The organism is Mesorhizobium sp. WSM4871, assembly GCF_055811295.1.
Window position 1 is genome coordinate 475,491 of the sequence record NZ_JBVVPU010000003.1, and the last position, 25,447, is coordinate 500,937.

25 protein-coding genes are annotated in these 25,447 nt (G+C 62.6%); 20 read left to right on the plus strand and 5 right to left on the minus strand.

Features of this window, described 5'->3' with window-relative positions:
- Positions 1 to 230: 230 nt before the first annotated feature.
- Entirely contained in the window at positions 231 to 1,136 is a 906-nt protein-coding gene (locus AC0L2H_RS08985; RefSeq protein WP_473589860.1) for a sugar-binding transcriptional regulator, read from the minus strand.
- A gap of 279 nt (positions 1,137 to 1,415) precedes the next feature.
- On the opposite strand from AC0L2H_RS08985, the gene AC0L2H_RS08990 reads away from it, so the two are divergent.
- From AC0L2H_RS08990 to AC0L2H_RS09000, 3 genes are all read left to right on the plus strand, one after another.
- On the plus strand, positions 1,416 to 2,324 hold the full coding sequence (locus AC0L2H_RS08990) for a tagatose-bisphosphate aldolase (protein ID WP_473589861.1): 909 nt from the start codon (positions 1,416 to 1,418) through the stop codon (positions 2,322 to 2,324).
- Positions 2,325 to 2,353: 29 nt separating this feature from the next.
- Positions 2,354 to 3,796 (plus strand): ROK family protein, encoded by a 1,443-nt coding sequence (locus AC0L2H_RS08995; RefSeq protein ID WP_473589862.1) that lies wholly within the window; start codon positions 2,354 to 2,356, stop codon positions 3,794 to 3,796.
- Between the two features lie 102 nt (positions 3,797 to 3,898).
- The gene (locus AC0L2H_RS09000) at positions 3,899 to 4,366 is read left to right on the plus strand and encodes a DUF1203 domain-containing protein (protein WP_473589863.1); all 468 of its coding nucleotides are present in this window, start codon (positions 3,899 to 3,901) and stop codon (positions 4,364 to 4,366) included.
- 234 nt (positions 4,367 to 4,600) lie between these two features.
- Here AC0L2H_RS09000 and AC0L2H_RS09005 read toward each other — a convergent pair whose 3' ends face one another.
- Together AC0L2H_RS09005 and ald are read right to left on the minus strand one after the other, a co-directional pair.
- The gene (locus AC0L2H_RS09005; protein ID WP_473589864.1) at positions 4,601 to 5,899 is read right to left on the minus strand and encodes an outer membrane protein; all 1,299 of its coding nucleotides are present in this window, start codon (positions 5,897 to 5,899) and stop codon (positions 4,601 to 4,603) included.
- Positions 5,900 to 6,096: 197 nt separating this feature from the next.
- Positions 6,097 to 7,212 carry an alanine dehydrogenase gene (ald, locus tag AC0L2H_RS09010; RefSeq protein ID WP_473589865.1) on the minus strand — a complete coding sequence of 372 codons (1,116 nt, stop codon included), beginning with the start codon at positions 7,210 to 7,212 and terminating at the stop codon, positions 6,097 to 6,099.
- A gap of 158 nt (positions 7,213 to 7,370) precedes the next feature.
- Here ald and AC0L2H_RS09015 point away from each other — a divergent pair, with 158 nt between their 5' ends.
- Positions 7,371 to 7,844 (plus strand): Lrp/AsnC family transcriptional regulator, encoded by a 474-nt coding sequence (locus tag AC0L2H_RS09015; protein ID WP_006333495.1) that lies wholly within the window; start codon positions 7,371 to 7,373, stop codon positions 7,842 to 7,844.
- Between the two features lie 6 nt (positions 7,845 to 7,850).
- On the opposite strand, the gene AC0L2H_RS09020 is transcribed toward AC0L2H_RS09015, so the two are convergent.
- Entirely contained in the window at positions 7,851 to 8,510 is a 660-nt protein-coding gene (locus AC0L2H_RS09020) for a 5-formyltetrahydrofolate cyclo-ligase (RefSeq protein WP_473589866.1), read from the minus strand.
- Between the two features lie 173 nt (positions 8,511 to 8,683).
- Between AC0L2H_RS09020 and AC0L2H_RS09025 the strand changes: the two genes are divergently transcribed.
- Together AC0L2H_RS09025 and AC0L2H_RS09030 are read left to right on the plus strand one after the other, a co-directional pair.
- A complete protein-coding gene (locus AC0L2H_RS09025) occupies positions 8,684 to 9,949 on the plus strand; it encodes an NAD(P)/FAD-dependent oxidoreductase (RefSeq protein ID WP_473589867.1) in 1,266 nt (421 codons plus the stop codon).
- Between the two features lie 131 nt (positions 9,950 to 10,080).
- Positions 10,081 to 12,060, plus strand: coding sequence for a bifunctional 2',3'-cyclic-nucleotide 2'-phosphodiesterase/3'-nucleotidase (locus AC0L2H_RS09030; RefSeq protein WP_473589868.1), 1,980 nt, complete (start codon positions 10,081 to 10,083; stop codon positions 12,058 to 12,060).
- A 30-nt stretch (positions 12,061 to 12,090) separates the two neighbouring features.
- Here the strand turns inward: AC0L2H_RS09030 and AC0L2H_RS09035 are convergent, their stop codons facing one another.
- A complete protein-coding gene (locus AC0L2H_RS09035) occupies positions 12,091 to 13,362 on the minus strand; it encodes a class I SAM-dependent methyltransferase (RefSeq protein ID WP_473589869.1) in 1,272 nt (423 codons plus the stop codon).
- A 216-nt stretch (positions 13,363 to 13,578) separates the two neighbouring features.
- Between AC0L2H_RS09035 and AC0L2H_RS09040 the strand changes: the two genes are divergently transcribed.
- From AC0L2H_RS09040 to AC0L2H_RS09105, 14 genes are all read left to right on the plus strand, one after another.
- Positions 13,579 to 13,713, plus strand: coding sequence for a hypothetical protein (locus AC0L2H_RS09040; protein WP_280954045.1), 135 nt, complete (start codon positions 13,579 to 13,581; stop codon positions 13,711 to 13,713).
- Between the two features lie 100 nt (positions 13,714 to 13,813).
- On the plus strand, positions 13,814 to 14,110 hold the full coding sequence (locus AC0L2H_RS09045; protein ID WP_473589870.1) for a Dabb family protein: 297 nt from the start codon (positions 13,814 to 13,816) through the stop codon (positions 14,108 to 14,110).
- Positions 14,111 to 14,152: 42 nt separating this feature from the next.
- Entirely contained in the window at positions 14,153 to 15,025 is an 873-nt protein-coding gene (locus AC0L2H_RS09050) for a VOC family protein (protein ID WP_473589871.1), read from the plus strand.
- Positions 15,022 to 15,864 (plus strand): 3-deoxy-8-phosphooctulonate synthase, encoded by an 843-nt coding sequence (gene kdsA / locus AC0L2H_RS09055; RefSeq protein ID WP_473589872.1) that lies wholly within the window; start codon positions 15,022 to 15,024, stop codon positions 15,862 to 15,864. Before AC0L2H_RS09050 ends, kdsA begins: the two co-directional genes overlap by 4 nt.
- Before the next feature lie 75 nt (positions 15,865 to 15,939).
- Positions 15,940 to 16,143 (plus strand): dodecin family protein, encoded by a 204-nt coding sequence (locus tag AC0L2H_RS09060; protein WP_097575803.1) that lies wholly within the window; start codon positions 15,940 to 15,942, stop codon positions 16,141 to 16,143.
- 87 nt (positions 16,144 to 16,230) lie between these two features.
- A complete protein-coding gene (locus AC0L2H_RS09065; RefSeq protein ID WP_097575798.1) occupies positions 16,231 to 16,596 on the plus strand; it encodes a PRC-barrel domain-containing protein in 366 nt (121 codons plus the stop codon).
- Positions 16,597 to 16,982: 386 nt separating this feature from the next.
- Positions 16,983 to 18,257, plus strand: a complete 1,275-nt coding sequence (gene eno / locus AC0L2H_RS09070) for a phosphopyruvate hydratase (protein ID WP_473589873.1) — start codon at positions 16,983 to 16,985, stop codon at positions 18,255 to 18,257.
- A 134-nt stretch (positions 18,258 to 18,391) separates the two neighbouring features.
- Positions 18,392 to 18,715 (plus strand): FtsB family cell division protein, encoded by a 324-nt coding sequence (locus AC0L2H_RS09075; RefSeq protein ID WP_107647855.1) that lies wholly within the window; start codon positions 18,392 to 18,394, stop codon positions 18,713 to 18,715.
- A 194-nt stretch (positions 18,716 to 18,909) separates the two neighbouring features.
- Complete coding sequence (gene pdhA, locus AC0L2H_RS09080; protein ID WP_473589874.1) at positions 18,910 to 19,950, plus strand: pyruvate dehydrogenase (acetyl-transferring) E1 component subunit alpha; 1,041 nt, start codon at positions 18,910 to 18,912, stop codon at positions 19,948 to 19,950.
- A 15-nt stretch (positions 19,951 to 19,965) separates the two neighbouring features.
- Positions 19,966 to 21,351 carry a pyruvate dehydrogenase complex E1 component subunit beta gene (locus AC0L2H_RS09085; RefSeq protein ID WP_473589875.1) on the plus strand — a complete coding sequence of 462 codons (1,386 nt, stop codon included), beginning with the start codon at positions 19,966 to 19,968 and terminating at the stop codon, positions 21,349 to 21,351.
- 17 nt (positions 21,352 to 21,368) lie between these two features.
- Positions 21,369 to 22,751: a pyruvate dehydrogenase complex dihydrolipoamide acetyltransferase gene (locus AC0L2H_RS09090; RefSeq protein ID WP_473589876.1), complete on the plus strand. Its 1,383-nt coding sequence runs from the start codon at positions 21,369 to 21,371 to the stop codon at positions 22,749 to 22,751.
- A gap of 131 nt (positions 22,752 to 22,882) precedes the next feature.
- Entirely contained in the window at positions 22,883 to 23,521 is a 639-nt protein-coding gene (locus AC0L2H_RS09095) for an SGNH/GDSL hydrolase family protein (protein ID WP_473589877.1), read from the plus strand.
- Between the two features lie 18 nt (positions 23,522 to 23,539).
- Positions 23,540 to 24,985, plus strand: coding sequence for a dihydrolipoyl dehydrogenase (gene lpdA, locus AC0L2H_RS09100; RefSeq protein WP_473589878.1), 1,446 nt, complete (start codon positions 23,540 to 23,542; stop codon positions 24,983 to 24,985).
- 96 nt (positions 24,986 to 25,081) lie between these two features.
- Complete coding sequence (locus AC0L2H_RS09105) at positions 25,082 to 25,339, plus strand: GlsB/YeaQ/YmgE family stress response membrane protein (RefSeq protein WP_473589879.1); 258 nt, start codon at positions 25,082 to 25,084, stop codon at positions 25,337 to 25,339.
- Positions 25,340 to 25,447 lie beyond the last annotated feature (108 nt).

Sequence of the window (25,447 nt, forward strand, 5' to 3'; positions counted from 1 at the left end):
CGGCGTTCTTGCATGCCGGGTCGCTTTGGTTGTAACACTTTGCAGAAATAAATTGCAAATCGGCTTTTCCGAGTTGGCGGCGTCGGACTTTTCAAACCGGACAGCATGATGCGCTCCGCAGGGCTCCAGGCGAACTATTGCCCCCGACATCTCGGCGACACAACCGATTTCCTCGCAAGCGAACTAGGTTCCGCTCGGAGCCGGCCGGCGGCGCTTCGATAGATCTGCCTCTATCGAAGCGCGAGAGCCTCGAGGATAGCCTGCGCCGTCTTCGTATCCGTAGTCAGGGCATTGATGAGCCTGGCGCGAGCGGCACCGATGATTGCCGTCGCTTTCTCCGGCGACGCGGCAACGCCGATCACCAGCGGTACCGCGTGAAGCTGTGCCGGCGACATCGCGATCATCCGGCTCTCGCCTTCCCAGGGGATCAGCGCTCCTTCGGCATCGAAATAGTGCCGAAGGACATCTCCCGCCGCATGAACCAAGGCCTGCTCACTCAATGTGGCAGCACTCGCCTCCGGCGGATTGATGGCGTGCGGCAGGCCGATGCCGACGATAGCGACGTCGGTCCGATCCCAGAGCATTACGGCATCGCGAATGGCCGCATCGCCAAGGAAGACATCACGCAACTCGCTGGACGGCAGATAGGGCGCATGGATGAAATGCGGCGTTCCGCCCAATTCCTCGGCGGCGAGCCGCACGAACTCGTTGATCTGAAAATGCGGCGCATGCTGCTGCATGCCGCCGGTGGCGGCGACGGTGTGGACGCCGGGAATACGCGGAAGGCCGGTCCGGATCACCTCGCGGACGGCGCGTCCCCAGCCGATGGCGACCACGGAGCCGGCCACCAACTGCGCTTGCTTGAGCAACGCGCCGAGCGGAGCGGCAAGCGCCGTCAGCGCGCCCGCCGCCGGCGTCTCGATCACCGCCGCGTCCCGAAGTCCGAGTCCATCGATCAACTGTCTGGTGATGTCCTCGGGCGTCGCCAGATCGAGAACCTCGATCCGGACGATCCCCTCGGCCCGGGCCCGCTGCAGCAGACGCGAAATCGTCGCCGTGGAGACGCCGAGCTGCCGTGCTATGTCGACCTGCGACATCTCAGCCTCGTAGTGCAGCTTGGCGACCGTGTGCAGCATCGTGCGCGATGCGGTCGCGTCCTGGATCGGAGGGGCAGACAGCTTGCAATTCCTTTCAGCAATGTGTTACACGAGCATAGGCCGACGGGAGTTATCGCGCAATTTCGGCAAACTCGCAACTTGAGGCATAACGGGCGGCAGTGTCGGCGAGGCCGCTTCTCCCGGGGAATACATAGCAAGCGGCAAAGATCTTTCCGCCGGCAAGCGGGAAAACTGAACAATCTTGTTTCCACGGAATTCGCGCCTCGGGAATGGGCGCCAACATCGGACAGAAGAACCATGGCAAAGATGACCACTGCGGAGTTGCGCGGCTACCAGCAGATATGCGGCAAGGACGGGGCCATGGTGGCCATCGCCTGCGACCAGCGCGGCGGCATGCGGACCTTGCTGGCGTCGGATCCGGCCGAACAGGCCAAGATCACCAATGATATGCTCGGCGACACCAAATCGGACATCACGCGCTACCTCGCCAGCGCCGCGTCCTGCGTCTTGCTCGACCCGCTATGCGCGGTGCCGAGGGTGGTCGACGAAGGCGTGCTGAACCGGGATACGGCGCTGCTCATCGGCCTCGACGCTTCCGGCTTCGACGTCTCGCCCGAGGGCTATCGCTTGTCGCGCCTGGTTCCCGGCATCGACGCGCGCCGCGTTCGCGAACTGGGCGGCACGGGCGGCAAGATCATGGTCTATCTCAGGGCCGACAAGCCTGAAGCCAACGCGCACAACATCGCCATCCTGCGCCAGTGCATCGCAGACTTCGGGCGGGAGGACCTGCTGCTCGTCGTCGAGTTCCTGACCTACCAGCTCGAAGGGGAAAGCCCCGAAGACTATGCAGCCAAAACACCCTGGCTTGTCGAAGAGGGTACCCGGATTTCGCTGGAGTGCGGCGCGAAAGTGCTGAAGCTTCCGTACCCGGGAACACCCGAGGCTTGCGCCAACATCACCAGAATGGCAGGCGAGGTGCCATGGGCGGTGCTTTCGGCCGGCGTCGACCACGCGACCTTCCTCGGCCAGGTCAAGATTGCCATGCAAAACGGCGCGTCGGGCGTCATCGCCGGCCGTTCGCTGTGGAAAGACTGCATCTCGCTCGATCGTGACATTCAGCGCGAAAGGCTTAAGACCATCGCAGTGCCGCGATTGCGCGAGATCCAGGCTGTGATCGGACACTACCGGCAGAAGAAAGCCGCCTGATATCCGCGTTTGATCACTGGCAGGACGTCATGCCTCTCACCATCGGAATTGACATTGGCGGCACCAATCTGCGTGCCGCCCGTATTTCCGCCACGGGTGAAATCCTCGACCGCATTTCCGAGAAGAGCGCGCCGGACCCGGTGCTGGTTCTCTCCCGCATCGCCAATATGGTGCGCCGGCTCGATTCCCCGGAGGTTGCGGCCATTGGCATCGGCGTTCCCGGGCGCGTCGATGCGCGGCTTCGCAGGGTGCTTTCCGGCGGCTATGTCAACCTGGCCTCGGTCTCGCTGGCTGAACGGCTTGAAGACGTCGCTGGCAAGCCCGTCGTCGTCGACAATGACTGCAACATGGCGCTGGCCGCCGAAATGGCGCTCGGCGCCGGCCGGGGCCATGGCAATATCGTCATGTTCACGATCGGGACCGGCATTGGCGGCGCCGTCGTCCGGAACCGGCAGATCGTGCGGGGCCAGGCAACGGCAGGCCAGCTCGGCCACATCACCGTCGACGTGAACGGCGAGACCTGCGCCTGCGGCCGGCGCGGTTGCGTCGAAACCACCAGTTCGGGCACGGCGCTCGGCCGGCACATCGCGCGGGCAGGGCTTGGCGCGGATGTCTCGGTCGATGAGCTTTTTGCCCGTGACGCGGTCGGCGATATCCAGGCGCGCGGTGTACTGGAAGCCTGGGCCAGGCCGCTGCGAGCCGCGATCGATACGACCGTTGCAGTGCTCGACCCCGATCTGGTTCTGCTTGGCGGCGGCCTTGGCCGGGCGGCGCACAAGGCGCTTGCCTGCGCGCCGGCGCTGGCGCCCTGGTACCAATGCAAGGTGGAGCCGGCACAGCTCGGCGACGACGCCGGTGTGATCGGCGCTGGCCTGCAGGCGTTGGCGGGCGAGGCCGGCATGACGCCGGCTCCGACTGCCCAACCCGGCCGCGCCAGGCGCGCCGTGCTCGTCAACGGCATCCCCGCCAGCGGCAAGAGCACCGTCTCGCGCGGCATCGCCAACCGCATGGGATGGCCCTTGCTTGCGCTCGATACTGTCAAGAACCCGTTCCTCGAAGTGCTCGGCGGCGGAGACCGCGAGTTCAACCGCACGCTCGGCCGCGCCAGCTACCAGGCGATCTGGTCGGTCGTCGGCGAGGCGCCCGCCGGCACAACCGTGATCGTCGACGCCTGGTTCGGCTTCCAGCCGCGCCAGATTCTCGAGGATCATCTGCAAAAGGCGGGCGTCGAACGGACCGCCGAAATCTGGTGCCACGCGCCCGGCGAGGTTCTTGCCGAACGCTATCGCGCCCGGCTCGACCAGCGCCCCGCCGGCCATCCAGGTGCCGCCTATATTCCCGAGCTGATCGAATTGGCCAGGCGCGCCGAGCCGCTGCGGCGCGGACCGCTTTTCGACGTCGATACGACGAAACCGATAGACTTTGATGCGATCTCGGAATGGTTGAAAGCCATCATTGAAGCCGGCGATTGAGCGGCGCGTAATCTCGACTGATTTTTATGCGTTTGGCATGAATCGGGTGGGAAGTGCCGGCGGGCAAGCATAGTTTCCGGTCAACACACCGGAGATTTCATCATGACCATCCAGTTCAAAGCCTTGCCTACTGAAGACGTAAGGGCCTTGCAGCGCGGCGGACCGGATGCCTACGGCAGGACACCTGAGCAGAGGATTTCCGATGGCGACGGCGTGCCTTGCCGCCACTGCCTGAAGAACGTAGCCGCCGGCGATCCCTATCTCATCCTTGCCTTCCGACCGTTTCCGGAACTTCAGCCCTACGCCGAGACCGGACCGATCTTCCTGCATGCCGAGGAATGCGAACGTGCCGCCGCGGCTGATGCGCTCCCCGAAATGCTCGAAAGCACCGACTACATCGTGCGCGGCTATGGCAAGGACGACCGCATCGTCTATGGCAGCGGCGGCGTCATCTCGACCGGCGCCATCGCGGCACGGGCGGAGACCCTGTTCGAGCGCGACGACATTGCCTATGTCCATGTCCGCTCGGCGCGCAACAATTGCTATCAATGCCGGATCGAGCGGGCGTGACGGGTGTCGTCGTCGGTCGTTTCTGTCGCACGCCTGTCGCAATGCCGCGCTAGAACGTGATTGTCGATCGATTTGCCGACCGCGGATGAACCGGCGGGAAATCTCGACAGCAGAGGAAGCGGGGCAAAAACCCCGCTTTTTTGTTGCCCATATTCTCCCGCGTTCCGCACTCTTCCGAACAAACAAAAAGCCCGCCGGAACGACCGGCGGGCTTTGACCGCTGCCTGGACGGTTTTAGTTGAACTTGTACTTCGCACCGATACGGACGGTGTGGAAGGAAGGCTTGGAGGTGAGGGTGTCGTCCGGCAGCCCGATATCCGACGAGAAATCCTTCTCGGCGAACTGCGAATAGCGATATTCGAGACCGACGGTCATGTTGCTCGACAGGGCCGTTTCCACACCGCCGCCCACCGAGAAGCCGCTGGAACCCCAGTCGATGATATCGCCGAGGGGCGCTGACGCATTCAGATCGAAATGCTGCCAGGAATAACCGCCGAGCACATAGGCCAGCGTCGATTCGTTGACCTTCATGCCGACGCGGCCGAGCACATCGAACCCGTAGTCGGTATCGAGGTTGATCGATCCACCCGGGATCTTCAGCTCCGAAGTCATGCCGGAGTAGCGGGCATCGACCATGACGCCTGCCACCCAGCTGCCGAAGTCGTGATCGTAGCCGGCGTTCAACTCGCCGAAGACGCCTTCGCCGCCGAGCCCGTTGAATTCCAGGCCGCCAAGCGGTGGAACGTTGATCTGATGCACCGATGCGCCCGCGCCGGCCGCGCCGCCGACGTAGAAACCGGTCCAGTTGTAGGCAGGGACCTCAAAGGAGGCGGCGCCACCGTTCTGGGCGCCAAAGCGATAATTGGCCGCAACCTGGAACGTATGCCGCGACGTGTCGAGATTGAGGGTGCCGTCCGGCGCGCCGAGATCGGCAAGAAGGTCGTCGTTGGTGCCGAAGCGCGTATAGCGATATTCGGTTTTGATCGTCCAATTGCTGTTGATGGCGGTCTCGACGCCAGCTCCAACGAAATAGCCGCTCTGATCCCAATCGAAATCAAAACCGGCGTTCGTGTCGAGCTTGTATTTCTGCCAGGAATAACCGCCGAGCACATAGCCCAACGTGTTTGGCGTAAAGAGGTAGCCTGCGCGCAGACCAGCGTCGAAACCGTAGGTCTCCTTGATCGAAGCATTCAACCCGGCGACGTCGAGCGAGGTTTCGATGTTGCCGACATGGGCGTCGACAAGTCCACCGATCAGGAAGCGCGGCGACACCATATAGTCGTAGCCAACGGTGAGTTCACCGTACACGCCTTCGCCACCTATGCCGTTCAATGACAGGCCGGGAATGAAGTCGCTGCTGAGCTCGTGGACATTGGCGCCGGCGCCGACGCCAAAACCGACATAGATGCCGCTCCAGTTGAAGCCGGACGCCTCTACCGGCGCGACCACATCGGCGGCATGAGCGACTGAGCCGAGCGCCAGAACGGACGCTGCGCCGAGAAGAAGAGACTTTGCGGATTTTATGCTGATCATTGCCTTGCCCTTGATGAAACCCGCGGGCTTCGTAGCATCGGTTCACGACAATCGCTGTAACAAAAAAGCCACAGAAAGATCGGATTGCACGCAAAACGGGAAACCCGGCTCCACGGGCTCTAAGTCATTAAAATTACTTGTGGAAAAAATGAGCCGCCGAGACAATCGGCGGCCCTATCGAAGAATCCGGGGCGGATTCAGGCGGCGAGAACGGCCTTCGGCTCGACCAGTTCGTAGCCAAGTGCTTCGGCCACCGCGCGGTTGGTGATCTTGCCCTTGTGGACATTGAGGCCATTGCGCAAATGATGATCGTCGACCAGCGCCTTGAGGCCCTTGTCGGCGAGTTGCAGGCCGTAATGCAGCGTCGCGTTGTTGAGCGCGTGGGCCGAGGTGACCGGCACCGCGCCCGGCATGTTGGCGACGCAATAGTGGATGACGCCGTCGACCTCGTAGGTCGGCTCGGCATGGGTGGTGGCATGCGAGGTCTCGAAGCAGCCGCCCTGGTCGATGGCGACATCGACCAGCACCGAGCCCTTCTTCATGCCGGACAGCATTTCGCGCGAAACGAGCTTCGGCGCTGCCGCGCCCGGGATCAGCACCGCGCCGATGACGATGTCGGCGGAGAAACATTCCTCTTCCAGCGCTTCGACGGTGGAATAGCGGGTGTGGACGCGGCCGGCGAAGAGATCGTCGAGTTGGCGCAGGCGCGGGATCGACCGGTCGATGATGGTGACATCGGCGCCGAGGCCGGCCGCCATGCGAGCCGCATGCAGGCCGACAACGCCGCCCCCGAGCACGGTGACCTTGCCGGGCAGCACGCCGGGCACGCCGCCGAGCAGCACGCCGCGGCCGCCATTGGCCTTCTGCAGTGCGGTCGCCCCGGCCTGGATCGACAGGCGGCCGGCGACTTCCGACATCGGCGCCAGCAGCGGCAGGCCGCCGCGATCGTCGGTGACGGTCTCGTAGGCGATTGCCGTGACGCCGGAGGCGAGCAGGCCCTTGGTCTGCTCCGGATCCGGAGCGAGATGGAGATAAGTGTAGAGGATCTGGCCGTCGCGGAGCTGTACCCACTCGTTGGGCTGCGGTTCCTTGACCTTGACGATCATGTCGGACTTGGCGAACACGTCGGCGGCGGTCTTGGCGATGGTCGCGCCGGCGGCGCGATAGGCATTGTCGTCGGCGCCGATGCCGGCCCCCGCGCCGGTCTCGACCAGCACCTCATGGCCATGCGCGACATATTCGCGAACCGCGCCAGGCGTCAGCCCGACGCGGTATTCGTGGTTCTTGATTTCCCGGGGGCAGCCGACGCGCATTTTCTTTTCTCCTGATCCGGCCCTTGGGGGCTCGTTCCCTGTGTGAACACAGTGAACCACGAATCGTTGCGCAGGTGTTTGCGAATGCGCTTGCGCTAAAGTGCGCGCTTCGATAATCGTTGCGCAAAATGTCAGGTTTTTCGCAGGAATCCCGAAAAATGCCGCTGGACAGGATTGATATCGCCATTCTCGAGACATTGCAGAAGGATGGCCGGATACCCAATGCGGCACTTGCCGAGAAGGTCGGGCTGTCGCAGTCGGCCTGCTCCAGGCGACTGGACAATCTGGAGAAGTCGGGAACCATTCGCGGCTACCACGCTCGGCTCTCCAACGCTGCCCTCGGCCACCAGATGACGGCAATCGTTCATATATCGCTGTCGGGGCAGTTCGAGAAGACGCTGTCTGATTTCGAGGCGGCGATAAAGCGCTGCCCGAACGTGCTGTCCTGCCACCTGATGTCGGGCGAATACGACTACATCCTGCGCATCGCCGCCAAGGACCTCGTCGACTATGAGCGCATCCACAAGGAATGGCTGTCGGCCATGCCGCATGTGACGAAAATCAATTCGTCCTTCGCCTTGCGCGAGATCGTCGACCGGACGGCAATGGGGCTGAAGCCGGAGATGGCCTGAGATTCGCTAAGTTCCAGGGGTCTCCGTCACCAGCCGGTCCATCGCAATGTCGTGCGGCTGCGGATAGATGGTGGCGATGCGCTGCAACTCGTAGCCGACGCCGATGACCAATGGCTTGAACGGCATCGCCGCCAGCGTGCGATCGAAGAATCCGCCGCCATAGCCCAGGCGATAGCAATTGGGATCGATGCCGACGATCGGCGAAATGACGATGTCGGGCAGCACCGGGTCGCCTTCGGCCGGAATGGGGATGTTCCAGACGCCTTTTTCCAGTCGATCTCCGGGGACGTAGGGGCGAAACACCAACGGTTGCCCTTTCTCGATGACCACAGGTAATGCCGTGCCGCCGCCACGTGCATTGACCGATGCCATCCATGGGCGCAGGTCCGGCTCGCCGCGGAACGGCCAGTAAAGACTGACCATGCGGCCGGCAATGTCGCCGATCACGGCGTCGAGCCCTTCGGCGATCCGCTGTGACATTGTCGCCCTTGCATCGGCGGCGACGGCAAGACGCGCCGCGATCAGCCGCTCGCGCTCGGCCTTGCGCCAGCGTCTTATGTCGGCCCAGTCGGAGAGGGGCGCGCGGAATGCCGGGTCGAACTCATGCATGAAGCAAGGCGGGGAGGCGTATTGCGCCGGACCTTCATCGTCGCGTTCATTGGCCATGCTTAACCTCGGCATGCTGTTTCGATGAGGCTATCTCAGGGTGGGACCTATGGCATGCGCATTGGCGACATCAAGCGGCGAGTCCCGGGCAATCGCCCATGGTCTGGCGTTGTTGCGCTGCACAAAATGCCTATATCAATGACAGTGAATTGCTCGCCATCGGTGAAACGGAGATGAACCAGGCCAACCATCATGTCGTCGTTGTCGGCGCGGGTTTCGGCGGCCTCGAATTCACCCGCGCGCTTGCCGGCGCGCCGGTGCGCATCACCATGATCGACAAGCGCAACCACCATCTCTTCCAGCCGCTGCTCTATCAGGTGGCGACCACGGCGCTGGCGACCTCGGAGGTCGCCTGGCCGATCCGCCATCTCCTGCGCAAGCGCAAGGACGTGACGACGCTGCTCGCCAATGTCAGTGGCGTCGATCGTGCCGGCAAGCGCGTGCTGCTCGATGACGGCGGCGCGGTCGACTACGACACGCTGGTGCTGGCCACCGGCGCCAGGCACGCCTATTTCGGCCATGACGAATGGGAGCCGTTCGCGCCCGGGCTGAAGACGCTGGAGGACGCCACGACAATTCGGCGGCGCATGCTTCTGGCCTTCGAACAGGCCGAGCGTGAGAACGATCCGGCCAAGCGCCAGGCGTTGCTGACGCTGGCGATCGTTGGCGGCGGGCCTACCGGCGTGGAACTGGCCGGCACGATTGTCGAATTGGCGCACGACACGCTGCGCGGCGAGTTCCGCAACATCGATACACGGCAGACGCGCGTGGTGCTGATCGAGGCCGGCGAGCGCATCCTGCCCAATTTCGCGCCTGAACTTTCCGACTACGCCAGGAAGGCGCTCGAGCGGCTCGGCGTCGAGGTCGAACTCGGCCGGCCCGTCACGCGCTGCGATGCCGAGGGCGTCGTCTTCGGCGAAACCCAACTGCCGGCGCGGACAATCCTGTGGGCGGCGGGCGTTGCCGCTTCGCCGGCCGCCGAATGGCTGGGCGCGGCGGCGGACCGCGCGGGCAGGGTGCTGGTCGAACCCGACCTCACCGCGCCGGGGAGTCCCGAGATTTTCGTCATCGGCGACGCCGCGCATGTCCTGCGGCCCGACGGCCGCATGGTGCCCGGCGTCGCCCCCGCCGCCAAGCAGCAGGGCAAGCATGTCGCGGCGACGATCAAGGCCCGGCTTGCCGGCGACACCGCCCCGAGGCCTTTCCGCTACCGGCATGACGGCGACCTGGCAACGATCGGCAAGCGTGCCGCCGCCATCGACTTCGGCTGGATCAAGCTCACCGGCCGGCTGGCCTGGTGGCTGTGGGGCTTCGCGCACATCTATTTCCTGGTCGGCTTCCGTAACCGGCTTGCGGTTTCGCTTAGCTGGCTGTGGATCTACCTCACCGGCCAGCGCAGCGCGCGGCTGATCACCCAGGGCGACGACGACAAGGGTTGACCTCTGCGGTGGCGGACGTTCATCCGCATGTCACCCTTTCTTGATGGACTGGACTTCTGGACTCGGCTGGATTTCGGCGCGAAGCTTTGCTTCGGGCAGGCCTTGTCACGTCATGGGCGTAGGAGAACACAATGTCTCATCGGTTCCATCCCCTCTCTCGCCGCTCACTGCTTGCGGGCGCGGCCGCCACGGGAGCACTGATCATGCTGCACCCGTTCTCCGCCCGTGCGCAGGCCAACCAGGCCCATCTCAGGATCATGGAGACGACCGATATCCATGTGAACGTGCTGCCCTATGACTACTACGCCGACAAAGCGAACGACACGCTGGGCCTGTCGCGAACCGCCTCGCTGATCGATGCCGTGCGCAAGCAAGCCACCAACGCCATGCTCATCGACAATGGCGACCTGCTGCAGGGCAACCCGATGGGCGACTACATCGCCTATGAGAAGGGCATGAAGGACGGTGACCTGCATCCGATCATGAAGGGCATGAACCTGCTCGGTTACGAGTGCTCGACGCTTGGCAACCACGAGTTCAACTACGGCCTGTCCTTCATGGACAAGGTGCTGGCCGGCGCCAATTTCCCGTTCGTCTGTGCCAATCTGATCCGCGGCACCGAACTGGCCGCGAACCCGCGCGACGACAAGCTCTATCTCAAGCCCTACGTCATCCTCGACAAGACAATCAAGGATGGCTCGGGCGCCGAGCAGCCGATCAGGGTCGGCATCATCGGCTTCGTGCCGCCGCAGATCATGGTCTGGGACGTGAAGAACCTTGAAGGCAACGTCAAGACGCGCGACATCGTCGAGGCGGCAAAGGCCTGGGTGCCGGAGATCAAGGAAGCGGGCGCCGACATCGTCATCGCGTTGTCCCATTCCGGCATCGACGTCAAGCAGGGCGACATGATGGAAAACGCCTCCTTCTTCGTCGCCGGCGTCGACGGCATCGACGCGGTGTTCACCGGCCACCAGCATCTGATCTTCCCCGGCAAGAAGGATTTTCAGGCGCTCGAGGCCGTCGATACCGAAAAGGGCACGCTGCAGGGCAAGCCTGCCGTGATGGGCGGTTTCTGGGGCTCGCATATGGGCCTGATCGACCTGTTGCTTGAGCGCGACGGATCGAAGTGGCGTGTCGTCTCGGCGACCTCCGAGGCGCGGCCGATCTATGAGCGCGTCGACAACAAGAACAAGCCGACGGTCGCGGACGACAAGCGCATCATCGCGGCGCTCGAACAGGATCATCAGGCAACGCTGGCCTATGTGCGCCGACCGGTCGGCAAGACCTCGGCGCCGCTGTATTCCTATTTTGCGCTGGTCGCCGACGATCCGTCGGTACAGGTCGTCAGCCAGGCGCAGACCTGGTATCTCAGGGATATCCTCAAGAACACGCAGTGGAAGGACGTGCCACTGCTGTCGGCAGCCGCGCCCTTCAAGGCCGGCGGCCGCAACGGCGCCGACTACTATACAGACGTGCCGGTGGGTGACATCGCCATCAAGAATGTCGCCGACCTCTATCTCTACCCGAACACCGTGCGCGCCGTCGAAATCACCGGGGCGCAAGTGAAGGAATGGCTGGAGATGTCGGCGGGCATCTTTAACAGGATCGAGCCGGGCAAGGCCGACCAGGCGCTGATCAACACCGATTTCCCCTCCTATAATTTCGACGTCATCGATGGCGTCACCTACAGGATCGACCTGTCGCAGCCGCCGAAATACGACGCCAAGGGAGGGGTGGCCAATGCCGGGTCGAACCGCATCGTCGACTTGATGTTCGACGGAAAACCGATTGATCCAGCGGAGAAATTCGTTGTCGCCACCAACAATTACCGCGCCGGCGGCGGCGGCAACTTCCCCGACATCAATGCCTCGAAGATCATCTACGAGGCGCCGGACACCAATCGCGACGTGATCGTGCGCTACGTCGTCAGCGAAGGCACGATCAACCCGTCGGCGGACGGCAACTGGTCGTTTGCGCCACTGCCCGGAACCAGCGTCGTCTTCGAGACCGGCGCCAAGGCGAAGGATTTTATCGCCGAGGTGAAGTCGCTGAAGATCGAACCGGCAGGCGAGGGCGAGGCGGGGTTTGCGAAATACCGCGTGCTCCTCTAGGCGAACCGGGCGGACAAACGTCCGTTCCCACTATGCCTTGTAGACCACCTGGCGGACATCGATGTAGCTGGCGCGGAATCCGGCCTCGCAATAGTGCAGGTAGAACTCCCAGAGCTTCTTGAAGCGATCGTCGAAACCGAGCGGGACGATCTTTTCCCATGACGCCCGGAAGCGGTGGCGCCATTCGGCGAGCGTGCGGGCATAGTCGTCCGGGAAGACGCGCTCGCGCAGATGAGCAAGGCCGTGGTCTTTGCCGAGCGCCTTCAGAATCGACGGCGTCGGCAGCATGCCGCCCGGGAAGACGTAGCGCTGGATGAAATCCGGACGGGCGCGATAGGTGTCGTAAGCAGCCTCGTTGATGGTGATGATTTGCAGGCCGGCCGTGCCGCCCGGTTTCAGGCAAGCCTTCATCTTGCCGAAAAACACCGGCCAGTATTTCTCGCCGACCGCCTCGAACATCTCGATCGAGGCGATACGGTCATAGGTGCCGGTCTCGTCGCGGTAATCCTGCAGCTTGATGTCGACCTTGTCGGCCAGTCCTGCCTTCTGGATGCGCGCTTTGGCAAAATCGTGCTGCTCGCGGCTGATCGTCAAGCCGGTGACACGGCAGCCGATCTCGCGCGCGGCGAATTCGGCAAAGCCGCCCCAGCCGCAGCCGATCTCCAGCACATGATCCTTCCTGCCGATCCCGGTATCCTTGGCCAGGGCGCGGTATTTGGCGGCCTGAGCGCTTTCCAGATCATTGGCGCTGGTCGCATAAAGCGCCGACGAATAGGTCATGCTCGGATCCAGCCATTCCTTGTAGAACGCATTGCCGAGGTCGTAATGCGCCGAGATATTGCGCTTCGAACCGGTGCGGGTGTTTTCGTTGAACCAGTGGCGGATGCGCTGGACGGTGTTGATCAGCCAGCTGGCGCCGCCCGCGACACGCTCGCCGATGGCCGAATTGACCACGAACAATTCGAGGAAACTGGTGACGTCGGGGCTTTCCCAATCGCCGTCCATGTAGGATTCGGCAACGCCGATTGTGCCGCCGGTGAAGGCACGGGAAGGCAAGCGCCAGTTCTTCAGTACCAGCTCGGCGTCCGGACCTGGCCCCTTGCCGCCGACGAGGACGGCGCGGCCGTCCGGCATCCTCACCTTGAGCGAACCGCGCGGCAGGTTCATCGCCGCCGACAGCACCATGCGCGCTTTGGCCGGCAGGCCTTTGACGATTTCGGCGAAATTGACTTCGTCCAGCCTGACCGCGTCGCCCAATATAACGCTGCCCAAAGCAACGCTCTTTTGTTCCTTGTAAGCCATGTCACGCCCCCGGACTTCTGCGCAACCGGCATAAACGGCCGGTTCCCACACTCTCGCAGTTCATTCGCCAGGTTCGAACGTCGCCCCCTGATGAATCCCGCCGCAATCTTTCACGTCATCAAAGGGAACTTCAAGAGGCAAGATGTTGGGGAGGGCCGCCGGTCGACCTCGGAATCACTCTGGCAGCAGCAGCCACTCTCATGCGATAGTTTAGCCATGCGTTATGTCATCGTCATCGCCGCCGTCACCTTCTTCCTTATCTGGGACGGACTCTACAATCAGGGCCGCTATCTCGACTACACCGTCAGGGAGATAACGCGCGTCGTGAACTACGCCACCAGCTTCGTCTAGGGTTTCCTTCCCCGCGCAACACCGGCGCGACATCGTTGCCGGTTGACGCGATCGTTTTGCCCGCACAAAACACGCCTGCATATCGATCGGGGAGGCTGGTTTGATCCGGCATATCGTTTTCTTCAGTGCGCGCGAAAAAGAAGATGTGGAGGCCGTGCGCACTGGCTTGCTGGCGCTGGGCAAGATCCCCCATTCCCGCTTTTTCGAGGTGACGCTCAACACCAAGGTCGACCCGCTCTCGGATGAAATCGACGTGGTCGTCTATGCCGAGTTCGAGGATGAGACAGCCCTTGCCGCCTATAAGGCGCATCCTCTCTATGCAAAGACGACCAGCCAGGTCAGGCCATTGCGCGAATTGCGTTATTCGGCCGACGTCGTGGCAGCGGCAAGCGGTTGAAACGCTTGAACCGTCTCCCGGAATGATGCAAACCGCGCCGGCATGACCGAGACGCCGCCCGCTCATCCGCTTGACCATCTTGTGCTGCCGACCGCGAATCTCGACGTGGCGCGGGCGCGGCTCACTTCGCTTGGCTTTGTCGTGGCGCCGACCGGCATTCATCCTTTCGGAACGGAAAATTGCTGCGTCTTCCTTGGAGATGGCACCTATCTCGAGCCGCTGGCGGTAGGCGACGCGCAGGCGGCGGCGAAGGCGATCGCGGCTGGCAACGTCTTCGTCGCGCGCGATCGCGCCTTTCGCGACAGATGCGGCGACGAGGGATTTTCGGCCATCGTGCTCAGCACCGGCAATGCCGATGCCGACCATGCGCGCTATGTCAAAGCCGGCCTGTCGGCGGGCGACATGCTGAGCTTTTCGCGCGCCTTTGCCGACGCGGCGGGAAAGAGCGACATGGCATCGTTCAAACTCGCCTTCGCCTCTGGAGCCGAGGCGACGGACGCGTTGCTGTTCGCTTGCGAGCGGATCAACGCGCCCAAGGTAGACCGTACCGCGTTGCAAGCCCATGCCAACGGCGCAACCGGCATCATCGAAGTCGTGGCGGTCAGCAACCGACCATCCGAGCAGCGCCGATTGTTGGCGGTCGCGGCGGATGCGGAGGAGGACACGGCGTTTCGCTTGCCGAACGCCGGTTTGACCCTGCTTGCGCCTGCTGCGTTCGACACGCGTTTCGGCCTGCCGGCCAGTGCGCCGTCGGAACTCCGTTTCGCGGGGGTCGTCTTTTCGGTTCGCAGCACGGATACCGTGGCAACGCTCCTTGCAGCCAATTGCATCGAACACGACATAGACGGCAATGATATTGTCGTGCGGCCGGCGCCCGGACAGGGCGCGGTTTTCATTTTCCGGGAGATCCCATGAGCAAGCCCTTGGCCCCCAATTCGTCGGTAACCGTCGGCAATGTCGTCTTCGACAACAAGGCGGCCTTGGCGCTGATCGCCGGCCCGTGCCAGTTTGAATCGCGCCAGCATGCCTTCGACATGGCCGGTGCGCTGAAGGAACTCACCGGCAAGCTCGGCATCGGGCTCGTCTACAAGACCAGCTACGACAAGGCCAACCGCACCTCGCTGTCGGCGACGCGCGGCGCAGGCATGGAGGCAGCACTTCCAGTCTTCGACGAACTGCGCAAAACGTTTTCGCTCCCCGTGCTGACCGATGTCCACACCGAGGAACAGTGCGCGATCGTCGCGCCGCATGTCGACGTCCTGCAGATACCAGCATTCCTGTCGCGCCAGACCGACATGCTGGTTGCCGCCGCCAGGACCGGCAAGGTGATCAATGTCAAGAAGGGACAGTTCCTTGCTCCCTGGGACATGAAGAACGTCGTCGCCAAGATCACCGGTTCGGGCAATGCCAACGTGTTGACGACCGAGCGCGGCGCGTCCTTCGGCTACAACACACTGGTGTCCGACATGCGTTCGCTGCCGATCATGGCCGAGATCGGTGCGCCGGTGATTTTCGATGCCACGCATTCAGTGCAGCAGCCGGGGGGGCAGGGTGGTTCCTCGGGTGGCGAGCGTCGCTTTGTCGAGACGCTGGCACGCGCGGCTGTCGCCGTCGGCGTTGCCGGCGTGTTCATCGAGACCCACCAGGATCCAGACAATTCGACCTCTTCCGATGGCCCGAACATGGTGCCGCTGAAGGACATGCCGGCTTTGCTCGAACGACTAATGGCGTTCGATCGAATCGCCAAGGGTTGAAACGCACGCGCTTGTGGTCCCCAACAGCCGGCTGTACGCTTGCCCTGCAAATGAGCACCTTGGCAGGAGGAAGCCATGTCCGTCGCCCGCGTCACCGAGATCACAGCATCGTCGAAGAAGAGCTTTCAGGACGCCATCGAGAAGGGAATTGCGCGCGCCTCCAAGACCCTGAAGAACGTCGAAGGCGCATGGATTCAGGACCAGAAGATCGTCGTTGAGAACGGCAATATCTCCGCCTACCGCGTCAACATGAAAGTCACCTTCATCCTCGCGGAGTAGCTGGCCGGACATCAAAGAAAGTCTGGAACCTTCGTCCGCTCCCCTCATTGTCAACGCATAGCGTCAACAACGAGAGAGGAGCATACCATGACAACCCAAACCGGGCACACTGAGGCCATTGCCGCTTCGCGCGTCATCGGCACGTCGGTCTACAATACCGAAGGCGAGCATATCGGCGACATTGAGGATGTCATGCTCGACAAGACGTCGAACGGCATCATGTTCGCGGTGATCGGCTTTGGCGGATTTCTTGGCATCGGCGAGAAATACCACGCCATGCCATGGGCGAGCCTCGACTATGACGAGGACAAGGGCGGCTACGTCGTGCCCTTCACCAAGGAGCAACTGACAGCCGCGCCTGCCTATTCGATCAACGAACTGACCGGCGCCGACGGCGAGGCAGCACGCGACGCTTCGTACAACTATTACAAGGTCGAGCCTTACTGGCACTGACTTCAGTCCGCTGAATCGGAAAGGCCCCCGTCAGCCGGGGGCCTTTCCATATGCGATGAAAGCTATTCCGCGATCTGCAGGGCCGGCAACGATCCCTGCTGGGGCTGCTGATTGTCGCATGACGTCAGGAACGCAGCTGCAATCAGGAATAAACTCACGATACCGCTCAACTGGGACATGGCGAAACTCCTCCTGTTTCGCCCCGCGCAAGCGCGACCATAACCGAGAACCAGGCCCGCCGCCATGACTTATGATGACAGCGATTTGCGCTTCGTGAATCGGCCGGGGAAGCGGCGCGGCAATATTTGCAAGCGCCCCGATTGCCTTTTGCGGCACTTTGGCTAAGACGTGCGCGACGCTTTGCCAGATCAATCGGGGACATTACAATGACCGCCATCATCGACATTGTCGGGCGTGAAATCCTGGACAGCCGCGGAAACCCGACTGTCGAGGTCGATGTCGTGCTCGAAGACGGTTCGATGGGGCGCGCCGCGGTGCCGTCCGGCGCCTCGACCGGCGCGCATGAAGCGGTCGAGCTGCGCGACGGCGGCGCCCGCTATCTCGGCAAGGGCGTGCTCGGGGCCGTCGAGGCCGTGAACGGCGAGCTGTTCGAGGCCATCGGCGGCATGGAAGCCGAGAACCAGATCCATATCGACCAGACGATGATCGAGCTTGACGGCACGCCCAACAAGAGCCGGCTCGGCGCCAATGCCATTCTCGGCGTGTCGCTGGCGGTGGCCAAGGCTGCTGCGGACGCGGCCGGCCTGCCGCTCTACCGTTATGTCGGCGGCACCAAGGCGCATATGCTGCCAGTGCCGATGATGAACATCATCAATGGCGGCGCGCATGCCGACAACCCGATCGATTTCCAGGAATTCATGATCCTGCCGATCGGCGCGCCGACGCTGCGTGACGGCGTGCGCTGGGGCTCGGAAATCTTCCACACGCTGCGCAAGAGGCTGAAGGACGCCGGTCACAACACCAATGTCGGCGATGAGGGCGGCTTCGCTCCGAACCTGAAAAGCGCCCCGGCCGCGCTCGATTTCATCATGGAATCGATCGAAAAGGCCGGCTTCAAGCCGGGCGAGGAGGTCGCGCTCGGCCTCGACTGCGCCGCGACCGAATTCTTCAAGGACGGCAACTACGTCTATGAAGGCGAGAGGAAGACTCGCGATCCGAAGGCGCAGGCCAAATACCTGGCCAAGCTCGCCGCCGACTATCCGATCATCACGATCGAGGACGGGCTTGCCGAGGACGACTGGGACGGCTGGAAGTACCTGACCGACCTCATCGGCAAGAAGACCCAGCTGGTCGGCGACGATCTGTTCGTCACCAACACGGCGCGGCTGCGCGACGGCATCCGCATGGGCGTCGCCAATTCGATCCTGGTCAAGGTCAACCAGATCGGCTCGCTAACCGAAACGCTCGACGCTGTCGAGACCGCGCACAAGGCCGGCTACACCGCCGTCATGTCGCATCGTTCTGGCGAAACCGAGGATTCGACCATCGCCGATCTCGCGGTCGCCACCAATTGCGGGCAGATCAAGACGGGCTCGCTGTCGCGCTCGGATCGCATGGCCAAGTACAACCAGCTCATCCGCATCGAGGAAGAGCTCGGCAAGCAGGCGCACTACGCCGGCAGGTCGATTGTGAAAAGCTGATTCTGGAAACGATCTGTGAACGACAAGGGCGGGGACATTCCCGCCCTTTTTTGTTTTCAAGACCGCCAAATTGGTCATCCGTAACCGTCCATTAAGCACAATGGAGTGAAAAGGAGGGCAGAGGATTTGGACCCATGTGGACACGCCAGCACAAGCAGAGAAACACCGGTCGGCTGATCATTCCCTCGCTCTGCGTAGCGTTCCTGGCCTATTTCGGTTTCCACGCCTATCACGGCGAATTCGGCATCTATTCCAAGTACCGGCTCGAAGCCCAGGCCGCCGACCTGCAGGGCAAGCTCGACGCCGTCAAGGCACGCCGGGTCGATCTGGAACGCCGCGTCCAGCTCATGCATGAAGGCACTCTGGAAAAGGACATGCTCGACGAGCAGGCGCGCAAGGCGCTCAATCTGTCCCATGCCGACGAAATCACCATCATGCTGCCGTCGCAGGCCAGATAACCTGATTCAAGTTAATCGACGATATTTACAACGATTTTAATCGCTTAGATGCATGCCAGCCATGCATTTTTCAGCATGGCGAAACCCATTCTCGCATGTTAGCCTCTCCCAAATCGGTGGGGAGGACTGATCTCCCTCGGAGCAGATTTCATCTTGCTCTAATGTCCACAAAGAGACGCAACAGGGAGTGATGCATGGCCACCGCCGCCAGAAAAGCGCCTGCCAAATCGAGATCCGATAGCAAATCGTCGGGACTTTCAGCCCCGAAGCCAGCCGATTTCACCAAGGACGAGGAGCTTGCCGCCTACCGGCATATGCTGCTCATCCGCCGCTTCGAGGAAAAGGCCGGCCAGCTCTACGGCATGGGCTTCATAGGCGGCTTCTGCCATCTCTATATCGGCCAGGAAGCTGTCGTCACCGGCATGAAGATGGCGCTGGTCGATGGCGACCAAATGATCACCGCCTACCGCGACCATGGCCATATGCTGGCGATGGAATTGTCGCCGCGCGGCGTCATGGCCGAACTGACCGGTCGCCGCGGCGGCCTGTCCAGGGGCAAGGGCGGCTCCATGCACATGTTCTCCAAGGAGAAGCATTTTTACGGCGGCCACGGCATTGTCGGCGCGCAGGTGTCGCTCGGCACGGGCCTGGCCTTCGCCAACCGCTATCGCGACAACAACAATGTGACGCTGACCTATTTCGGCGACGGCGCCGCCAATCAGGGCCAGGTCTATGAAAGCTTCAACATGGCCTCGCTGTGGAAGTTGCCGGTGATCTACATCATCGAGAACAACCGCTACGCCATGGGCACTTCGGTCTCGCGGTCTTCGGCCGAGACCGACTTTTCGCACCGTGGCGCCTCCTTCAAGATCCCCGGCATCCAGGTCGACGGCATGGATGTGCGTGCGGTTAAATCCGCTGGCGACCTCGCCACCGAATGGTGCCGCGCCGGCAACGGGCCGCTGATCCTCGAAATGCAGACCTACCGCTATCGCGGCCATTCAATGTCTGATCCGGCAAAGTACCGCTCCAAGGAAGAAGTGCAGAAGATGCGCTCCGAGCACGACCCAATCGAGCAGGTCAAGGCGCGGCTGCTCGACAAGAAATGGGCCTCCGAGGACGAACTCAAGACCGTCGACAAGGAGGTCCGCGACATCGTCGCCGACGCCGCTGAATTTGCCCAGAACGACGCGGAGCCGGATCCGTCCGAGCTCTGGACCGACATCGTATTGTAACGAGAGGGCAAGGACATGCCGATCGAGATTCTCATGCCCGCTCTCTCGCCGACCATGGAAGAGGGCAATGTTTCCAAATGGTTGAAGAACGAAGGCGACAAGATTGTCGCCGGTGACGTCCTCGCTGAGATCGAGACCGACAAGGCGACGATGGAAGTCGAGGCCGTCGATGAAGGCACGCTGGCCAAGATCGTGGTTCCCGCCGGCACCGAAGGCGTCAAGGTCAACGCGGTGATCGCCGTGCTTGCGGTTGACGGCGAGGATATCGACAAGGCTGGCGAAGGCGTCGGCGAAGAGCCTCCCGAAGCCGAGAAAGCAGCGCCGGCGCCTGCCGCGGCCAAGAGCGAGGCTGCGGCACCCGTTGCCGCCGCTCCGAGAACCGAAATCGCCGCCGATCCGGATATCCCGGCCGGCACCGAAATGGTCTCGACCACGGTGCGCGAGGCGTTGCGCGATGCGATGGCCGAGGAAATGCGCCGCGACGAAGACGTCTTCGTGATGGGCGAGGAGGTGGCCGAATACCAGGGCGCCTACAAGATCACGCAAGGATTGCTGCAGGAATTCGGTGACCGGCGCGTCGTCGACACGCCGATCACCGAGCATGGCTTTGCCGGCGTCGGCGTCGGCGCGGCGATGGCCGGCCTGAAGCCGATCGTCGAGTTCATGACCTTCAACTTCGCCATGCAGGCGATCGACCAGATCATCAACTCCGCCGCCAAGACGCTCTATATGTCCGGCGGCCAGATGGGCGCGCCGATCGTCTTCCGCGGCCCGAACGGCGCGGCCGCCCGCGTTGCCGCCCAGCATTCGCAATGCTACGCCGCCTGGTACAGCCACATCCCCGGGCTGAAAGTGGTGATGCCTTACACCGCCGCCGACGCCAAGGGCTTGCTGAAGGCCGCGATCCGCGACCCGAACCCGGTCATCTTCCTCGAAAACGAAATCCTCTATGGCCATTCCTTCGATGTGCCGAAGCTGGACGATTTCGTTCTGCCGATCGGCAAGGCGCGCATTCACAAGCCAGGCAAGGACGTCACCATCGTCTCCTTCGGCATCGGCATGACCTATGCGGTGAAGGCCGAGGCCGAATTGCGTGGCATGGGCATCGATGCCGAAATCATCGACCTCAGGACCATCCGTCCGCTCGATTTCGACACCATCATCGCCTCGGTCAAGAAGACCAATCGTCTCGTGGTGGTGGAGGAGGGTTTCCCCCAAAATTCGGTCGGCGACCATATCGCCAACCAGGTGTCGCAGCGGGCCTTCGATTTTCTCGACGCGCCGGTCATCACCATTGCCGGCAAGGACGTGCCGATGCCCTATGCCGCTAACCTCGAAAAACTGGCGTTGCCCAATGTCGGCGAGGTCGTCGAGGCGGTCAAAGCCGTCACATATCGCTGAGCAGGGCGGAGGACAAAATGCCGATCAACATCACCATGCCGGCCCTCTCGCCCACGATGGAAGAGGGCAATCTTTCCAAATGGCTCGTCAAGGAGGGCGACAAGGTCTCGCCGGGCGATGTGATCGCCGAGATCGAGACCGACAAGGCAACGATGGAAGTCGAAGCCGTCGATGAGGGCACGGTTGCCAAGCTGGTCGTTCCGGCCGGTACTGAAGGCGTCAAGGTCAATGCGCTGATCGCCATTCTTGCCGGTGAAGGCGAGGATGCGGGTGCTGCCGCCAAGAGTGCCGGCAACGCCGCGCCGGCAAAGGCCGAGGCACCAAAAACAGACGCCCCCAAAACTGAAGCTCCGAAGGCCGAAACCCCGAAGCCGGAAGCGCCAAAGGCAGAACCTGTCGCCGCACCGGCGCCCAAGGCGGCCCCGGTGGCCAATGGCCATGCAAGCGGCGAACGGACCTTCGCCTCGCCCCTTGCTCGCCGTATCGCCAGGGAAGCCGGTGTCGATGTCTCCGCGGTAACCGGCTCCGGCCCGCATGGCCGCGTGGTCAAGGCCGATGTCGACGCGGCGATCTCTTCCGGCGGCGCCAAGGCGGCCCCGGCCGCGAAAGCTCCAGCCGGTGCTCCGTCTGCCGCTGCCGCGCCAAAAGCGATGTCGGACGAGCAGGTGCTGAAACTGTTCGCTGAAGGCTCCTACGAGCTTGTCCCGCATGACAATATGCGCAAGACGATTGCGCGGCGTCTGGTCGAGGCCAAGAGCACCATCCCGCATTTCTACCTGACGCTCGACTGCGAACTCGACGCGCTGCTGGCGCTGCGCACGCAGATCAACGGCGCGGCACCGGTGAAGAAGACCGACAAGGGCGAGGCGTCGGCCTACAAGCTCTCCGTCAACGACATGATCATCAAGGCGATGGCAATGGCGCTAATGGCGGTGCCGGACGCCAATGCGTCCTGGACCGACAGCGCCATGGTCAAGCACAAGCATGCCGATGTCGGCGTCGCCGTATCGATCCCCGGCGGGCTGATCACGCCGATCATCCGGCGCGCCGACGAAAAGACGCTTTCGGTGATCTCCAACGAGATGAAGGATCTGGCCAGCCGCGCCCGCAGCCGCAAGCTGAAGCCGGAAGAGTACCAGGGCGGCACCACCGCCGTGTCCAATCTCGGCATGTTCGGCATCAAGGACTTTGCCGCCGTCATCAACCCGCCGCATGCGACGATCCTGGCGGTCGGCGCCGGCGAGGAGCGGGCTGTGGTCAAGAACGGCGAGATCAAAATAGCCACCGTCATGTCGGTGACGCTGTCGACGGATCACCGCGCCGTCGACGGCGCGCTCGGCGCCGAACTGCTCGTCGCCTTCAAGCGCATGATCGAAAACCCGATGGGCATGCTGGTCTAGAGAGGGAAGAAGGCGGTGCGGAAATTCTTCACCAGCCTTTTTGCCTTCGTCCTTTCCGGTTTGGCCGGCGCATTTGTGCGCTGGCGGGTCAAGCGCGCCCAGACGGGCTTTGGCGGAAGTTGGGCAAACGCATGAAGACGATTCTCTGCTACGGCGATTCGCTGACCTGGGGCTATGATGCGGCAAGCCTCGACCGCCACCCGCTCGAAGACCGCTGGCCGAGCGTGCTGGGGAAGGCACTGGGCGGCGGTGTCGAGGTCATCGCCGAGGGCCTCAACGGCCGCACCACCGCTTTCGACGACCATCTGGCCGGGGCCGACCGCAACGGCGCGAAAATGCTGCCGACGGTGCTGACGACGCATGCGCCGATCGACCTCATTGTCATCATGCTTGGCGCCAACGACATGAAGCCGTGGATCCACGGCAATCCGGTCGCGGCCAAGCAGGGCATCCAGCGCCTGATCGATATCGTGCGTGGCCATGATTACCCCTTCGACTGGCCGGCGCCGCAGATCCTGATCGTCGCACCGCCCGCGGTCAGCCGCACGGAGAATGCCGAATTCAAGGAGATGTTCGCCGGCGGCGATGACGCCTCGCAGCGATTGGCGGCGCTGTATTCCGCCCTTGCCGACGAGGCCGGCTGCGGCTTCTTCGACGCCGGCACGGTGGCCAAAACCACGCCGCTCGACGGCGTTCATCTCGATGCCGAGAACACGCGAAAAATCGGGCAGGCGCTGGCGCCGCTCGTGCGCGTCATGCTGGAACTCTAGGGAATCAAGGAGAAAATCGTGGCTGAGAACTACGACGTCATCATCATCGGCTCCGGTCCCGGCGGCTATGTCACGGCGGTGCGTTCTGCCCAGCTCGGCTTCAAGACAGCGATCGTCGAGCGTGAGCATCTTGGCGGCATCTGCCTCAACTGGGGCTGCATTCCGACCAAGGCGCTGCTGCGCTCAGCCGAGATCATGCACTATTCCGATCATCTGAAAGACTATGGCCTGAAGCTCGACGGCAAGGTCGGTGTCGACACAGCTGCGGTGGTGGATCGTTCGCGAAAAGTCTCGCTCAGGCTCAATGGCGGCGTCGCCTTCCTGATGAAGAAGAACAAGGTCGACGTCATTTGGGGTGAGGCCAAGCTCACCAAACCAGGTGAGATCGTTGTCTCCAAGACGGCCAAGAAGCCGATGGAGCCGCAGCCGCCGGTGCCGAAGGGCGTCAAGGGCGAGGGCACCTACACCGCCAAGCACATCATCCTGGCCACTGGCGCCAGGCCGCGCGCGCTGCCCGGCATGGAGCCCGACGGCAAGCTGATCTGGACCTATTTCGAGGCGATGGTGCCGAAGGAGATGCCAAAATCGCTGCTGGTGATGGGCTCGGGCGCCATCGGCATCGAATTCGCCTCGTTCTACCGCACCATGGGCGCCGAGGTGACCGTGGTCGAACTTCTGCCGGCGGTGATGCCGGTCGAGGACGCGGAGGTCTCGAAATTCGCGCAGAAGCAGTTCGAGAAGCAAGGCATGAAGATCATTCTCGAGGCCAAGGTGACCAAAGTCGAGAAGTCGGCAAACTCGATCACCGCGCATGTCGAGATGAAGGACGGCAAGGTCGAGAAGATCACCGCCGACCGTATGATCTCGGCCGTCGGCGTGCAGGGCAACATCGAAAACCTCGGCCTCGAAACGCTTGGCGTGAAGACCGAGCGCGGCTGCATCGTCGTCGACGGCTACGGCAAGACCAACGTGCCCGGAATCTATGCCATCGGCGATGTCGCCGGGCCGCCCATGCTTGCCCACAAGGCCGAGCACGAGGGCGTTGTCTGCGTCGAAAAGATCGCCAATTTCCCCGGCGTGCATGCCACGGATAAGCTCAAGATCCCGGGCTGCACCTACTGCAACCCGCAGGTCGCCTCCGTCGGCCTGACCGAAGCCAAGGCAAAGGCCGAGGGCAAGGACATCCGCGTCGGTCGCTTCCAGTTCGGCGCCAACGGCAAGGCCATCGCGCTTGGCGAGGACCAGGGTTTTATCAAGACCATCTTCGACAAGAAGACCGGACAATTGCTCGGCGCGCATATGGTCGGCGCCGAGGTGACCGAACTGATCCAGGGCTTTGTCGTGGCGATGAACCTCGAAACAACAGAGGAAGAGCTGATGCACACCATCTTCCCGCATCCGACGCTGTCGGAGATGATGAAGGAAAGCGTGCTCGACGCCTATGGCCGCGCGCTGAACGCATGATAAATTGGCCGCGCGAGACTCAGAGGCAGGACTTGGAGGAACTCGACGGCAAGGCAATTCGTTTCCTGATGCATTCATCATACGAGGAGAGGGCATATGGACGTGAACGGCGTGGGCTGGATAGCAGCCATCATCATCGGAGGCCTGGCGGGGTGGCTCGCCGAGATGTTCATGAAGAGCAACACCGGCATCTTGATGAACATCATTCTTGGCATCGTCGGTGCGATCGTGCTGAACGCCATCCTGCAGGCGCTCAATATCGGTGCCTTCGGCGCGGGCTGGATCGCCTATCTGATCACCGGCTTCATCGGCGCCTGCCTGTTGATCTGGGTAGGACGCCTGGTACGCCGCTAGTTGATTTGAACCTGCGCCATGCGAAAACGGCGGTGGCGGCATGCGCCGCCGTGGCCTTTTTCTTTGCGCTGAAAAGTCCTAGATGACTTGTGGAAAGCGAACGCCGGA